Below are 13,892 nucleotides of genomic sequence, written 5' to 3' on the forward strand. Positions count from 1 at the left end.
CGTAATCGGCCATCCATGAGCCGCCGGCAGCGCATGCATGGCCGATTACGCTGCGCTAATCCGCCCTACGTGTCTCCCGGGCGATTCATGATTCTCCGGCGCGGCCGCATCAGGCCCGCCGCCAGCAGCAACATGAACAACAACTGCACCTTCGGCACGTCGAACAGGCTGTCGAACACGCCCACCACGAGCGCCCCGGTCAGCGCCGCCAGGAACACCGCCGCGTCCACCCGGCCGTGCCAGGCACTGCCCGCCATCCGCCAGGCCGCATACACCAGCAGCAAGCCCATCGCCAGCGCCCCCAGCCATCCCTGCTCGAAGTATGTGTGGATGTAAAAATTCTTAATATGCCACGGCAAGTGATCCCGGTCGCTGGTGAAGAACCACCCCGCCTGTCCGCCCGTAAAATCGCCATTGCGCAGCAGCTCCGGCCCGCCATCCCGCGCGCGCACGCTCACGTTGTCGATGTCGATCACGCCGCTCTGGTCGCCGCTGGCCAGTTCCAGTTGCACCGGCGCTTGTGCGCCCGGTAACCGTCCCAACAAGCCGTGGCGTTGACCCATGCCCGCGCTGTAAAAGTCCACCTCGAAGTGTTGCCAGCGGTCGTCCGCCCCGCTCAGCCTGAGTCCGGGCGACACGCATGTTTGCGGATAGAGCAGCCACCGCTCGCAAACAGCCATCCACACCACGGCCTTGGGATCGCTGCGTTTGACGTCCAGCGAAATCCGGTAGTTGGTATTCGGCTCCAGGCGCAGGTGTTGTATGTGGCGCAGCGCGTCGCTGTAGCCGCGCGGATGGACCGGCGCGGCCAGGCGCAGGTAGTTGTTGCCGACCAGATCGGTCTCGTAACGGAAGCTGCCCGGACGGATGCCCAGCATGTTGCCCCAGTAATAGGTGCGCGGATAACTTCCCAGCCCGGCGCCGAGCAAGGTCGTCGGCAAGTCGTCCGGCATCATGTGCACAGCCTCGTCCCAGTGGCGGGTGCGCAGCTCCCAATCCTGCGCGACCGTGCTCATGCGCTCGCCCATGTACGAGCTGCCCAGCACCGGAATGGCCATCGCCAGCAGCGCCGCCGCGCCCGCGCCGAAGGTCACGCTGGCGCGGCCGATGTGCCACAGCGGTTGGTGAACCAACAGACTCATCACGCATATCACGCAGCTCAGCCCGACCACCCAGGCCGCGTCCAGCGCGGCCGGCATGCCGCCCCAGTGGCGCGCCACCAGCAGGCAGGCGATCGCGAGCGCCGGGTAGGTGCCCAGCGCCAGCGCCGTGGCCTGCTGGCGCCAGGCGCGCGGACCGGCGAGGGCGGCCACGCCCGCCAGTCCGATGGCGAAGGCGGCAGCCGCCAGCGACAGGTAGGGCGCCTTCGCCCAGCCCGGCATGGGGAGCTTGCGCAGCGCGGCGAACAGGGCCAGGTCCAGCAACAGCAAGGCGGCGGTGGCCGCGCCAGCCCACAACAGGTAGCGCGGCTGCAGCACGCGGCCGGCGGCGCGCGGCAGCCCGCCGGTCAGCAAGGTCGCGCCCAGCAAGACGAGCAAGGCGCCCAGCGTGCGGTAGCCGCCGGTGGCGAACGAGCGCATCAGCAGCACGCTGATCACGGCGAGCAATACCGCCACGGCCGCCAGCACGCCGGGCCGCAGCTTGCCGGCGGCCAGTTGCGGACCGCAGACCAGGCAGCCGATCACGACGCCGGAGCCGGCATACGCCAGCCAGACGTCGCGCGAGAAGGTGGTGAAGCCGGTGAACAGGCCCATCAGCAGCAGCGCCAGTGCGGCGCCCAGCTGCCAGCGCCGGGCTTTGCCCAGCAGCCAGCAGGCCACGAACGGGAAGCTCAGCGCCAAGAAAGCGTCGAGCGCGGCGCCGCCGGTGTGCATGGCCGAGAACGACGCGGTCGGCCGGTAGTCGGTGGAAAAGTTGAGCAGCCCAGGAAACAGCCAGCGCTCCCAGCCTTGGATCATGGCCGTACAGAACAAGCCGAGCAGCATGCCGGGCACCAGCAGGGCGCGCAGCCGCGACAGTTCCGGGCCCACGCTGCGGGTCAGCAACGGCAACAGCACCAACGCCCACGCCAACCCCTTGGCCACGCGCAGGCTGTTGTAGTGGCCGTTGTAGCTGGCGAAGGCGTTCAGGTCCAGCGGCGGGAGTGGAAACAGGCCGCGCACGGCGGCGATGGCGGTGGTGGCGGTCACGGCGGCCAGCAAAAGCTTGGCGATGGTGGGCAGCTTGCCCGTGCGATGGCAGGGCGCCAGCCGCCAGTAGCCGACCGTCGCCGTTGCCAGCAGCATCAGATCGAATTCATCGACGTAGAACCAGCCGGTCCAGGTGGCCAGGTCCAGCCATGGCAGCGCGGCCGGCACCAACAGCAGCCACAGCGCGGGGCGCCACCACAGCAGCGCCGCGTAGGCCGCGACCGCCAAGGTGGCCGCCAGCGGCCATAACGGATAGTGCATCAGCAGCGCCGCCAGCAGCGCCAGCGGGATCAGCGCCAGCAGGCGCCACAGCACGATCCTGGCGGCGCCGACCGATGGCTGGCGCGTCACGCCCCCGGCCGTGTGGGCGGCCGTTCCGCCGACAACATGGCCGGCGGCGGGCTCGTTCATGGCGCCGGGTCCTGCCATTTTCCGGCTGCCACGAGCAGCTGCTTGAGGCCAGGCAGCGGGAAGCCGAGCGCATAGGCCTTGTGCGCGTATTCATTGGCTTCCTTGTATTGCTTGGTCTTGTAGTACACCAGGCCGAGATTGTAGTTATACGTCGGGTCTGCCGGCGCCAGCGCCACCGCCTCGCGCAACTGGTCGCGCGCCATGTCGAGCTTGCCCAATGCCATCAGGTAGGTGGCGTAGGTGGCGCGCACGGCCGGGTCGGCCGGCTGGAATTCCATCGCCCGCACGAAGTAGCACTCGACCGGGAACTGGGCGCCGGGCAGTTGCGTGACCTTGTCGCGCACGCCCACGCGCGCCATCGTCGCCAGCGCGCGCGGATGGTTGGGAATGGCGCGCAAGGTGTAATCGATGTCGCTGCCGAGCGGGCCGGTGGCGCCGCGTATGCCCAGTTCCACCTCTTCGGGGAAGTGGTGCGGCTCGACCATGGCGATATTCTGGACATTGCCCGGATCGTTGTAGTCGAACGGGCCGAAGGAGTTGGCGATCTGTCCGCACAGCTTCTTCGGCGCAGCCTGGGTTGGCGCCGCCATGCCGGCCAGTGCCAACGCGGCGAGCAACGGCACCAGAAGCCGGCGGGACGGCCGGAATGAGGGCGCGTGTTTCATGCCGCCGCCGCGCCGGCCTTGAACGCCACCGGGGCGCCGGCCACATCGTCGAGCAACTGGGCCAGCACGGCGCTGCGCGCGTGGCGGGAATGGGCGGCGACCACGGCGGCCGGCGGCAACGGTGCCTTGCCTTCCCGCACCAGCGCCAGGAAACGCGGCAGTGTTTGCATGATGTCCTCCTCGGAGTCGAGCGCGGCGATCGTGTCGATGCCGGACGCGCGCAGGGTGATGGCGGTGTCGCCGATGGCGTCGGTCAGCGCCAGTATCGGGCGGCTGGCGCGCAGATATTCATATAGCTTGGCTGGAATCTGGTGGTTGCAGTTGGACGCCTGCAGTATCAATAGCGCGTCGACGGTGAGCATCTCCGTCAGCGCGGCGCGGTAGGGCTGGTGCGGGGCTATGGTCACCATGTCCTGCAGTCCGTACGTCGCCAGCAAGCCGGCCAGGAAGGCGTCGTGTCCGGTGGCGCGCAGCACCAGCTTCAGGGTTTCCGGGCCGATCAGTCCCTGGCGCCGCAGCGCGGCCATGGCGGCGAACAATGGCGCCGGATCGCGCTCGGAAGGGTAGATGACGCCGCTGTGCAGCAGCACCAGCGGACGGTCGGCGGACGGCGGCGCGCTTGCGGCGCCGATGGCGCCATCGCGCTGTGCGTCGAGGAAATTCTCCTCGTCGTAGCCGTTCTCCACCAGGCGGAAGCGTTCGGCGGGCAGGTGCGGGAAGCGTTGCCGGTAGGTCTGGATCGCCCCCGGCGTGGTGCACACGGCCACCGTGCAGCGCTCGACCGTGCGCCGTTCTATCCACAGGTAGACCTTGCGCGTGAGCGGATTTTCCGGATAGCCGACATCGGTCATCGGGTCGCGCAGGTCGGCCACCCACGGCAGGCCCGACAGGCGCTGCAGCACGTAGGCGATCAGGTGGGCGGTGGCGATCGGATAGGTCGACCACAACACTTGCGGACGATGCCGGCGGATCAGCCGCAGCCCGGCCGGCACCGCGCCCAGCAGCCACGACACCCAGCGGTCGGGCAGCGCCATCAGGCTCGAGTAGCGGCCGCGCAGCGACAGGTGGCGCGCCGTGTCGAGCGCGAAGGCGCGGCACACCGGCACGTCGGCGGGGATCTCGCCCATCTGGTCGTCGCCGGGATTGCTGTAGGCGCGCGGATGCGCGGACAACAGCACCGGCTTCCAGCCCCATTCCGGCAGGTACTGCGAGAACTTCAGCGTGCGTTGGATACCGCTGCTGCCGCGCATCGGCGGGTAGTGGAAGGCGATCATCAGCACTTTTTTGGACGTTGCCGTCTCTACCATGTGTGCACCCAGTTTGCAGTCCAGTCGGCGACCTGGTCGCGCCATGCGCGACGGGAAAAAGTGTGGTCGGCTTCGTCGATTTCGTGTCGTGTGGTGCCGCTGCGCGCGAGCAGGTTTTGCCATGCGGGCGAAGCGCCGGCCAGGTCGGTGAATTCCTTCGCCGTCAGGTCGGCGCCGCTGAGGATCAGCAGCACCGGTCCCTTGAAGCGCGACCAGCTCGCCAGCATGCGCGCGGGCAGGTCCGCCGGTGGCGTGTCGGCATCGGGCGGCGGCTTGCCGCCGGACCCGCTGGCGGCCAGCAGTCGGCGCAGCGAGCGCCAGGCGGCGCCGGCGTCGAATTGCCCGCTGAACAACTTGCGCCACAGTTCGCCCTGCAGCAGGCGGCCACGGTAATAATGCTTGAGCGTGGCGCGCGCCGCGCCCGCCTCGGTGCGCACCCACGGGTTGAGCAGCACCAGGCCGCGCACGCGGGCGTCCTGGCCGGCATAGAACAGCGCCGCCGAGGCGCCGTCGCACAAGCCCCACAGCACCACCTCGCGCATGCCGGGCACCGCCGCCATGAAATGGTCGATGGCCGCGCGCACGTCCAGTTCGACATCGCTGAAGTCGCGCTGCATGCCTTCGCTGTCGCCCATGCCGCGATAGTCGAAGCGTTGCACCGGGATGCCGCGCGCCGCCAGCGTGCGCGCCAGCAGGGTGAACTGGCGGTGGCTGCCGGCACGGTATTGCGGCCCGCCGACGATGATCAGCACGCCGCGCGGCGACGCTTGCTCGGGCAGGCTCAGCACGCCGTGAAGTTGTTCGCCGCCGCAGCGGAAGGCCACGGCTTGTTCTTCATAGCGCATCGGCGCTCTCCATCGCGAACCATGGGGCCAGCGCGGCGGTTGCCTCCAGCAGCGGTTGGCAGGTGGCGATTTCCTGGCTGCCCCAGAAGGCGGGGCCATCGATCCGGGTCATGTCGACCTCGGCGCCGCGCTCGCGCAGCGCCGCCAGCGTCTTGTCCGTGGCGGGCGACTGCGCGCGCTCGGGCTGGCCGATGTCGAACCAGTGCAGCGCGCAGCCGGCGCGGCCGAGCGGTGCCAGCTTCAGGCCATCGATGGCCAGCGCCAATTCCGGCGACAGTTCGTAGCCGGCGACTTCCAGCGAATGGCCTGCCGCCAGCATCGTGCGCAGGGCGGCGGTGGAATTGTCAGCCGCGCCCGTCGCGCTCATCATCGCGCCGGCCATGCGCAGGCGCAGGAATTGCGTGAGGAAGGTGGCGCCGTCCAGCACCGGCTGCCACAGGATCAGTTGACGCGGCGCGCCGGCTTCCGGCGCGTTGGCAACGTAGTCCATCGCCAGCAGCGCGCCCAGACGCAGCCCGAGCAGCGCGGGGCGGTGGCCGCTGCGCTGTTCCAGCCAGGCGCTGGCCAGGCCGATGTCGTCGCGCCAGCCTTGCCAGCGGGCGTCGGCGAAATCGCCGCTGCTGTCGCCGCAGCCGTGCAGGTCGATGCGCAAGGTGGCGATGCCGTGCCGCGCCAGTTCCAGGGCCAGCAAGGCGGCCATCCGGCGCGACTTGTTCATTTCCTCGGCGAACGGCGGCACGTAGACCAGCGCGCCACGGCACGCGCCCGCAGCCGGCTGGTACAGGCAATAGCGCTGCCCGCCGGCGCTATCGCCCGCCGGCAGAAAGAACGCCTCGGCCGCCCCGTTGTTCATGCCGCCATCATCTTGTCGGTGACAAAATCGGTCAGGCTGCCGACGGTGGCGAAGGTGTGGGCGCTGATGTCGTCGTCCTCGATGGTGAAGCCGTAGTGCTCCTCCAGCGCGGCCAGCAGTTGCACCACGGCCATCGAGTCGAGCTCGGGTATGCTGCCAAGCAAGGCCGAGTCGCGCGTGAGCGCCTGTGCGGACGGCCCCAGGCTCAGTACGTCGCCGAGGATGGTTTTGACGGATTCCAGTTGCATTTGACGCTACTCCATTGATTGTTCGGTTGTTGCGGCGGTCGCGGCGGTTCCGGAAGGCGCCGGCGCCAGGTTGCGGTTCTCGGCGCGGCGCTGCCAGGCGTGGTGCAGGCGGCGCAGTCCGGACCAGCGGTAACTGTTGACGTGGTACAAGGTGCGCACTTCGTCGCTCCAGCGGCGGTGCCACTCCATCACCTTGCCATAGAATTCAAGCCCCTTGAAACGACGTAGCGCAAACAAATGCTGACAAAGTTCTTCCAGCAGCAGAAAAGCCGGGCTGTACTGGCTGCCCAGCGACTCGTCGTACGTGGTTTTCAGAATGATGACGCTGTCGCCGCCCTCGACGCACAGGTTCACCGCGACCAGGCGGTCGTCGAACCAGTAGCGGTAGACGGCGGCGTCGCCACGTCGGGCCATGCCTTCGAGCATGGCGCGGTAGAAACGGCCCTGGGCGTTGTCGAGATGCACCGAGGTGCCTTCCTTGGATTTCCAGCCGGCGCTTTCGAGCCGGCCGAAGTCGGCCACGGCGGCGGCCATGCCCTCGGCCTCGCGCGTGACTTCCATGCGCGTGGCGATGCCTTCCTTGAGCAGTTTGGCGCGCTGTTTCTTCATGTTGGCGCGCAGGTTCTTGCCGCGCCCGTTCCAGTAATCGGCAAACTCGCCTTGCAGCGCCACGCGGGCGGTGTCCAGATAGGGCAGCACGGTGATGCGGTCGCTGTCCTCCGGTTGGCGGGTGACGGCCGGATCGCACTGCGTCATGCCCAGTAACAAGGCGCCGCCGGGCAAAGTGCGGATCAGGGCGTCGAGCAGGCGCGGCAAATCCTCCGGCGCCAGCGCGCCAGGTTGCTCCAGCCATAAAGTGACCGGCGCCTGCGACGGTTGAAAGGTTTCCCAGACACCGGCGCGGCGCGGGCAGACGATGGTCATGACGACCACTTCGTTGTCCTTTCGCCACATGGCCAACCATTCGTTGCCCTTGCCGAACTCCTTCAGCAACGGCTGGATGAATTCGGGCGACAGCAATGGCGCGGCCGGTCCGGCGATGTTCAGCCCGGCCCAGGTGGCGGCGTGGTCGGCGAAGCGGGCGGCCGGCACCAGCGACCAGCTCATGCTGGCGCTCCCGCCGCCAGCGCGGCGCGGATCTGGACGATCAGCCATTCCAGCTCATCGTCGCGCAACTCCTGGTGACAGGGAAACTGCATCACGTGGCGCGACAGCTCGACGCTGGCGTCGCACACGGCGGCGCCAGCGTCCGGCCACAGGAATTCGCCGAAGCGCAGGACCGGCACGGCGCCGCGCTTGAGCGCCGCGAACACTTGTCTCGGTTGCTCCACCCACAACGGAAACACCCACGGATAGACGTTGTCCGGCAAGGCCGGGAACAGCGGCCGGCAGCCGGGCAGGTCGGCCAACGCCGCGTGCAATCTTAGATAGTGGCGCCGCCGCAACGCGCCCATGCGGCGCCGCGACACCAGCCGCAGCATCAGCCGCGAATACACCGACGAGCGCTTGTCCAGCCAGGCCGGATCGAAGCTGAAGCCGCCTTCCGACGAACCCGGCGACAGCGGTTGCGCGCGCGCCGGATTGCGCGCCTTCATCCGTTGCCACAGCACGTTCTTGAGCGCCATCGGCAACGCCAGCAGGTGGCGCAGCAGGCCCAGGCGACGGTACTGGCAACCTTCCTCGAGCGCATTGATGGCCACTTTGGCCTCGAAACCGGCGCCGGCCGAGCGCAACCGCACGCCGTCCAGCGCATGGCGCGCCGACACCAGGCAGCCGCCTTCATATATAGGGAGGAATTTCATGCTGCTGGCGATGGCATAGTCGCCGAACGAGCCCAGCGGCTTGCCCTGGTACTCGCCGAGGAAGGAATGCGCGCAGTCTTCCAGCAGTTTGATGCCGTGGCCGTCGCAAAAGGCCCGCAGCTTGTCCAGCGGTTGGGGAAAGCCGAAGTAATTGGTGGCCATCAGCACCTTGGTGCGTGGCGTGACCCGGCGCGCCAGGTCCTCCAGGTCGATCTCGGTATTGCGCAGGATGCGGTAGAACACCGGCAGCGCGCCCGACCAGATCACCGGCTCTATCATCGACGCGCAATGGTAGGCCGGCACCAGCACCTCGTCGCCGGCGCCGACCGCCATTTCCCTCAGCGCAAGCGCGATGGCGACCCGGCCGCTGGTGACCAGGCGCGCCGGCCCGGCATCGACGATGGAGCGCACGGCGGGATGTCCCCGGTGCAGGAAGGAGGCGGCGGACAGCACGGGCGCGAGCGGAATCGGCGAGGCCGGCGGTGGTGCGGATGCGGCTTGCGCGCCGCCAACGGCCGGCTGGAAACCGACATCCTGATTGACATTCAACATGCTCAACTACTCCCCGGCCGGTAAGATTGGAGGCGACTCTTCGTCCGCCTCTCCGTTACCATTTAGACATTTTTCGAGTATAGCGCTACTGATTGGCCGATGCACTATTAATAACGAACGATGTCAAATTGTGTTGTTTTCGTTGTAATTGAATATTGAAATGCTAATCTGCGTGCCATTCTGATATCATCATTCGATCTGTGGCCGAGGCCGGCCGATCAGCAAAAAACCTGCAAAAAAACCTGCAAAAGAGGGTGACATGGGCTGTGCTACGAGCTATCTGGTGCACGATTTTATTTTCTCATCGGCCGAGCGCGCACCCGCCGCCGAAGCGTTGGTCGACGGCGCCCGGCGCCTCACCTATGCGCAACTTGCCACCCTGACCAAGCGCACTTCCGTGGCGCTGCGGGCACGTGGCGCGCGGCGCGGCGAACGGGTCGCCGTCTACATGGAAAAGAATATCGAGCATGTCGCGGCGCTGTTCGGCGCCGCCGCCGCCGGCATGGTGTTCGTCCCCGTCAATCCACTGTTGAAGCCCGAGCAGGTCGCCTACATCCTGCGCGACTGCGACGTGCGCGTGCTGGTCACCAGCGCCGACCGGCTGCGCCAGCTGGCGCCCAGCCTGGGCGGCTGCGACAGCCTGCACACGGTGCTGGCGCTGGGCGCGGCGCGCGCGGCCACGCCGGTCGCCGATATCGGCCAGATCAGGGTGCTGGACTGGGACGCGGCGCTGGCGGAAGCCGCCGCCGCCGAGGCCAACGCCGACACGGCCAACTTGCCGGCCCGCCGCCTCACCGATTCGGACGTCGCCGCCATCCTGTACACCTCCGGCAGCACCGGCCAGCCCAAGGGCGTGGTGCTGTCGCACCGCAACCTGGTGGCCGGCGCGGCCAGCGTCGCCAGCTACCTGGGCAACACGGCGGACGACCGCATCCTGGCCGTGCTGCCGCTCAGCTTCGACTACGGCCTGAGCCAGCTCACCACGGCCTTCCTCAGCGGCGCCTGCGCGGTGCTGATCAACCACTTGCTGCCACGCGACGTGATGACCGCCGTGATCGCCGAACGCATCACCGGTCTGGCCGGCGTGCCGCCGTTGTGGATACAGCTGGCCGCGCTCGACTGGCCGACCGTGTGCACCTTGCGCTATCTCACCAATTCCGGCGGCGCCATGCCGCGCGCCACGCTCGACCAGTTGCGCGCGAGGCTGCCGGCCGCCCAGCCCTACCTGATGTACGGCCTGACCGAGGCGTTCCGCTCGACCTTCCTGCCGCCGGCCGAGCTGGACCGGCGTCCCGACTCGATGGGCAAGGCCATCCCCAACGCCGAGGTGCTGGTGCTGCGGCAGGACGGCAGCGAATGCGCACCGGGCGAGCCGGGCGAGCTGGTGCACCGTGGACCGCTGGTCTCGCTCGGCTACTGGAACGACGCCGCGCGCACCGCCGAGCGCTTCAAACCCTACCGCTCGCCGCTGACGGGCCTGATGTTGCCGGAGATGGCGGTGTGGTCGGGCGACACGGTGCGCCGCGACGAGGACGGCTTCCTGTATTTCATCAGCCGCGCCGACGAGATGATCAAGACCTCCGGCTACCGGGTCAGCCCGGGCGAGGTGGAGGCGGTGCTGTACGCGCAGGGCGAGGTGGCCGAGGCCGCCGCGCTGGGCGTGCCGCATCCGGTGCTGGGCCAGGCGATCGTGGTGGTGGTGGCCGTGCGCGATGGGCGCGTGCTCGACGAGGCTCGTCTGCTGGCCGCGCTCAAGCCGCACCTGCCAAACTACATGCTGCCGCATAAAATCATCCTGGCCGACGCCAGCCTGCCGCGCAATGCCAACGGCAAGATCGACCGCAAGCTGCTCAGCACGCAGTATCTGGCCAGCTTCACGGCAGCGGCGGCATGAGCGACGAACTAAGCCGCGCGGCGAGCCAGGCGCCGGTCCACGCGCCGCTGGAGCAATTCCCGGTGCGCGACGACTGCCTGCAGGTAGGCGGCGTGCCGCTGACGCGCCTGGCCGCGCAACTGGGCCAGACCCCGTTCTATGCCTACGATCGTCACGCGATCGCGCGCCGCGTGGCCGAGCTGCGCGCCGCGTTGCCGCCCGGCGTGCAGCTACACTACGCGATGAAGGCCAATCCGATGCCGGCCGTCGTGCAGCACCTGGCCGGCCTGGTCGACGGCATCGACGTCGCCTCCGGCAACGAGCTGCGCGTGGCGCTCGACACCGGCGTGGCGCCGACCGACATCAGCTTCGCCGGCCCGGGCAAGGGCGACGGCGAACTGTCCTGCGCGGTGGCGGCCGGCGTGATCATCAACGTCGAGTCGGAAGCCGAGCTCGATCGTATCGCCGCGATCGGCCTGCGGCTCGATATCCGTCCCCAGGTGGCGCTGCGCGTCAATCCCGATTTCGAGCTCAAGTCGTCCGGCATGCGCATGGGCGGCGGCGCCCGCCAGTTCGGCATTGACGCCGAGCTGGTGCCGGCTTTGCTTGAACGGCTGGCGGCGATGCCGGTCGACTGGCACGGCCTGCATATCTTCAGCGGTTCGCAGAACCTGAAGGCGGCGGCCTTGCAGGAAGCCCATCAGCAAACCCTGGCGCTGGCGATGCGGCTGGCCGAGTTCGCGCCCCGTCCGATGCGCTTGCTGAACATCGGCGGCGGCTTCGGCATTCCCTATTTCCCCGGCGAGCAGCGGCTTGACGTGGCGGCGGTCGGCGCCAACCTGGCACTGTTGCTGCCGGACGTGCGCCGCGCGTTGCCGGAAGCGCAGATCGTCATCGAGCTGGGCCGCTATCTGGTCGGCGAGGCCGGCGTCTACGTCAGCCGTGTGATCGAGCGCAAGGTCTCGCGCGGGCAGGTGTTCCTGGTCACCGACGGCGGTTTGCACCATCACCTGTCGGCCTCGGGCAACTTCGGCCAAGTGATCCGCAAGAATTATCCGGTGGTGATCGGCAACCGTGTTCATGGCGCGGCGCGCGAGACGGTGTCCGTGGTCGGGCCGCTGTGCACGCCGCTGGACCTGCTGGCCGACCGCATGGAATTGCCCGCCGCCGGTCCGGGCGACCTGGTGGCGGTGCTGCAATCGGGCGCCTATGGATTGAGCGCGAGTCCCGGCGGCTTTCTCAGCCATCCGGCGGCGCTGGAAGTACTGGTGGGACAACAAGATCGCGATGGAGCGGCTTCATGAGTGGAATCTGTGGGTGGATAGGGCAGGGCCGCGACGCCGGCGCCAACCGTGAACTGGCCGAGGCGATGGCCGCGCCGCTGGTGGGTGTCGACGGCCAGCCGCCGCAAATCATGACTGGCGCGGCAAGCGCCATGGCCGGCGCCGGCGTGCAATGCTACGAGGCCGACGGCGTGCGCTTCATGCTGGTGGGCGAGGCCCGGTTGCGTGGTGGCGCCGATACCATCCCCGGCCCGGCCTGGACCGAACTGTGGCGCGGGCAGGGCGCGCTGGCGTTGTGCGAAGCGCTGACCGGCGCCTTCGCGCTGGCCGTCATCGACGAGCGCGCCGGCGAGGCCTTGCTGGCCACCGATCACATGGGCAGCTTCCCGCTGCTGTATCAGCGGCAGGGCGAGACCCTGGTGTTCGCCAGCTCGGCCCAGTCCCTGCGCCGCCACCCGCTGACGCCGGCCGAAATCGATCCCCAGGGTTTGTACAACTACGTCTTCTTCCACATGATCCCGGCCCCGGGCGGCATCTACCGGCACCAGCAGCGCCTGCTGCCGGGCAGCTGCCTGCATTACCGGCAGGGACGGATCGAGTCGCACACTTACTGGCGCATGCGCTTCGACGAGCGTGTCGAGACGCCGTTCCCGCAACTGAAAGAGGAATTCCGCCAGGTGCTGCGCGACAGCGTGCGTGAATCCACCGGCGCCGGCAAGGTCGGCGCCTTTCTCAGCGGCGGCACCGACAGCTCCACCTTGGCCGGCATCCTGTGCGAGACGGGCGGCGCGCCGGCGCAAACCTATTCGATCGGCTTCTCGGCCGACGGCTACGACGAAATGTCCTACGCCCGCCTGGCCTCGCGCCACTTCGGCACCGACCACCACGAATACTATGTGACGGCCGACGACGTCGTCGACATCATTCCGCGCATGGCGAAGGCCTTCGACCAGCCGTTCGGCAATGCCTCGGCCGTGCCCGCGTATTACTGCGCGCGCATGGCGGCGGCCGACGGCGTCACGCGCATGATAGGCGGCGACGGCGGCGACGAGCTGTTCGGCGGCAACGAGCGCTACGCCCGCCAGCAGGTGTTCGCGCTGTACCAGAAGGTGCCGGCGCTGCTGCGCGAGGGCTTGCTTGAGCCGGCGCTCAACCATTTTCCCGGCGCCGACCGCGTGGCGCTGCTGCGCAAGGCACGCAGCTACGTGGCGCAGGCCTCGGTGCCGATGCCGGCCCGGCTGGAAACCTACAACCTGCTCAACCGTTACGGCGCGGCCGAGGTGTTCGAGCCCGGCCTGCTGGCCGGCGCCAACCCCGGGCGTCCGCTGGACGAACTGGCGGCGTCCTACGGCCAGAGCGACGCCGCCAGCCTGATCAACCGCATGCTGGCGCTGGACCTGAAGATCACCCTGGCCGACAACGATCTGCCGAAGGTGCGCGGCGCCTGCGCGCTGGCCGGCGTCGAGGCCGCGTTCCCGTTCCTGAGCGAATCGATGGTGGCGTTTTCGTCCCGCCTGACGCCGCGCCAAAAGCTCAACGGCAGCCAGTTGCGTTACTTCTTCAAGCAGGCGCTGGGCGACTTCTTGCCGCAGGAAATCATTCACAAGGAAAAGCACGGCTTCGGCCTGCCGTTCGGCGTCTGGATGCAGCAGTATCCGCGACTGAATGCACTGGCCGGCGACAGCCTGCAGTCGCTGCGCCGGCGCGGCGTCGTGCGCGGCGAGTTCATCGACAAGCTGCTCGGCCATCACGTGCGCGAGCACGCCGGCTACCACGGCACGATGGTGTGGGTGTTGCTGATGCTGGAGCAGTGGTACCAGCAACACCAGCACACCCCGCAACCCCGACAAACCCGGAACTGATG

Annotated in this window: 11 protein-coding genes; 3 read left to right on the forward strand and 8 right to left on the reverse strand. The window is 68.4% G+C overall.

What is annotated here, in order from left to right:
* Window positions 1–65: 65 nt before the first annotated feature.
* Genes AC07P1_RS15750 through AC07P1_RS15785 form a run of 8 tightly spaced genes read right to left on the reverse strand, consistent with a single transcriptional unit; the run spans window position 66 to window position 8,872 of the window.
* Window positions 66–2,600 (reverse strand): hypothetical protein, encoded by a 2,535-nt coding sequence (locus tag AC07P1_RS15750; RefSeq protein ID WP_494696697.1) that lies wholly within the window; start codon window positions 2,598–2,600, stop codon window positions 66–68.
* The gene (locus AC07P1_RS15755; protein WP_494696698.1) at window positions 2,597–3,265 is read right to left on the reverse strand and encodes a tetratricopeptide repeat protein; all 669 of its coding nucleotides are present in this window, start codon (window positions 3,263–3,265) and stop codon (window positions 2,597–2,599) included. Before AC07P1_RS15755 ends, AC07P1_RS15750 begins: the two co-directional genes overlap by 4 nt.
* Window positions 3,262–4,572, reverse strand: coding sequence for a glycosyltransferase (locus tag AC07P1_RS15760; RefSeq protein WP_494696699.1), 1,311 nt, complete (start codon window positions 4,570–4,572; stop codon window positions 3,262–3,264). Before AC07P1_RS15760 ends, AC07P1_RS15755 begins: the two co-directional genes overlap by 4 nt.
* A complete protein-coding gene (locus AC07P1_RS15765) occupies window positions 4,566–5,417 on the reverse strand; it encodes a hydrolase 1, exosortase A system-associated (RefSeq protein WP_494696700.1) in 852 nt (283 codons plus the stop codon). The genes AC07P1_RS15760 and AC07P1_RS15765 overlap by 7 nt, the downstream gene beginning before the upstream one ends.
* The gene (locus AC07P1_RS15770; protein ID WP_494696701.1) at window positions 5,407–6,270 is read right to left on the reverse strand and encodes a hydrolase 2, exosortase A system-associated; all 864 of its coding nucleotides are present in this window, start codon (window positions 6,268–6,270) and stop codon (window positions 5,407–5,409) included. Before AC07P1_RS15770 ends, AC07P1_RS15765 begins: the two co-directional genes overlap by 11 nt.
* Complete coding sequence (locus tag AC07P1_RS15775) at window positions 6,267–6,518, reverse strand: acyl carrier protein (protein ID WP_494696702.1); 252 nt, start codon at window positions 6,516–6,518, stop codon at window positions 6,267–6,269. The genes AC07P1_RS15770 and AC07P1_RS15775 overlap by 4 nt, the downstream gene beginning before the upstream one ends.
* A 6-nt stretch (window positions 6,519–6,524) precedes the next feature.
* Window positions 6,525–7,673 carry a GNAT family N-acetyltransferase gene (locus AC07P1_RS15780; RefSeq protein ID WP_494696703.1) on the reverse strand — a complete coding sequence of 383 codons (1,149 nt, stop codon included), beginning with the start codon at window positions 7,671–7,673 and terminating at the stop codon, window positions 6,525–6,527.
* Window positions 7,622–8,872, reverse strand: a complete 1,251-nt coding sequence (locus AC07P1_RS15785; RefSeq protein ID WP_494696704.1) for an aminotransferase class I/II-fold pyridoxal phosphate-dependent enzyme — start codon at window positions 8,870–8,872, stop codon at window positions 7,622–7,624. Before AC07P1_RS15785 ends, AC07P1_RS15780 begins: the two co-directional genes overlap by 52 nt.
* A gap of 259 nt (window positions 8,873–9,131) precedes the next feature.
* On the opposite strand from AC07P1_RS15785, the gene AC07P1_RS15790 reads away from it, so the two are divergent.
* Genes AC07P1_RS15790 through AC07P1_RS15800 form a run of 3 tightly spaced genes read left to right on the forward strand, consistent with a single transcriptional unit; the run spans window position 9,132 to window position 13,890 of the window.
* Window positions 9,132–10,766: an acyl-CoA ligase (AMP-forming), exosortase A system-associated gene (locus tag AC07P1_RS15790; RefSeq protein ID WP_494696705.1), complete on the forward strand. Its 1,635-nt coding sequence runs from the start codon at window positions 9,132–9,134 to the stop codon at window positions 10,764–10,766.
* On the forward strand, window positions 10,763–12,049 hold the full coding sequence (locus AC07P1_RS15795) for a pyridoxal-dependent decarboxylase, exosortase A system-associated (RefSeq protein ID WP_494696706.1): 1,287 nt from the start codon (window positions 10,763–10,765) through the stop codon (window positions 12,047–12,049). The genes AC07P1_RS15790 and AC07P1_RS15795 overlap by 4 nt, the downstream gene beginning before the upstream one ends.
* Entirely contained in the window at window positions 12,046–13,890 is a 1,845-nt protein-coding gene (locus AC07P1_RS15800) for an asparagine synthetase B family protein (protein WP_494696707.1), read from the forward strand. The genes AC07P1_RS15795 and AC07P1_RS15800 overlap by 4 nt, the downstream gene beginning before the upstream one ends.
* The last annotated feature ends 2 nt before the right edge of the window (window positions 13,891–13,892 follow it).

It is taken from the genome of Duganella sp. GW821-FHT07F09, assembly GCF_059418705.1.

What these genes read in the sequence shown, in the direction of transcription:
- AC07P1_RS15750 (WP_494696697.1), bottom strand. Translation starts at nt 2,600, where the DNA reads ATGAACGAGCCCGCCGCCGGCCATGTTGTCGGCGGAACGGCCGCCCAC.
- AC07P1_RS15755 (WP_494696698.1), bottom strand. Translation starts at nt 3,265, where the DNA reads ATGAAACACGCGCCCTCATTCCGGCCGTCCCGCCGGCTTCTGGTGCCG.
- AC07P1_RS15760 (WP_494696699.1), bottom strand. Translation starts at nt 4,572, where the DNA reads ATGGTAGAGACGGCAACGTCCAAAAAAGTGCTGATGATCGCCTTCCAC.
- AC07P1_RS15765 (WP_494696700.1), bottom strand. Translation starts at nt 5,417, where the DNA reads ATGCGCTATGAAGAACAAGCCGTGGCCTTCCGCTGCGGCGGCGAACAA.
- AC07P1_RS15770 (WP_494696701.1), bottom strand. Translation starts at nt 6,270, where the DNA reads ATGAACAACGGGGCGGCCGAGGCGTTCTTTCTGCCGGCGGGCGATAGC.
- AC07P1_RS15775 (WP_494696702.1), bottom strand. Translation starts at nt 6,518, where the DNA reads ATGCAACTGGAATCCGTCAAAACCATCCTCGGCGACGTACTGAGCCTG.
- AC07P1_RS15780 (WP_494696703.1), bottom strand. Translation starts at nt 7,673, where the DNA reads ATGGCTGATCGTCCAGATCCGCGCCGCGCTGGCGGCGGGAGCGCCAGC.
- AC07P1_RS15785 (WP_494696704.1), bottom strand. Translation starts at nt 8,872, where the DNA reads ATGTTGAATGTCAATCAGGATGTCGGTTTCCAGCCGGCCGTTGGCGGC.
- AC07P1_RS15790 (WP_494696705.1), top strand. Translation starts at nt 9,132, where the DNA reads ATGGGCTGTGCTACGAGCTATCTGGTGCACGATTTTATTTTCTCATCG.
- AC07P1_RS15795 (WP_494696706.1), top strand. Translation starts at nt 10,763, where the DNA reads ATGAGCGACGAACTAAGCCGCGCGGCGAGCCAGGCGCCGGTCCACGCG.
- AC07P1_RS15800 (WP_494696707.1), top strand. Translation starts at nt 12,046, where the DNA reads ATGAGTGGAATCTGTGGGTGGATAGGGCAGGGCCGCGACGCCGGCGCC.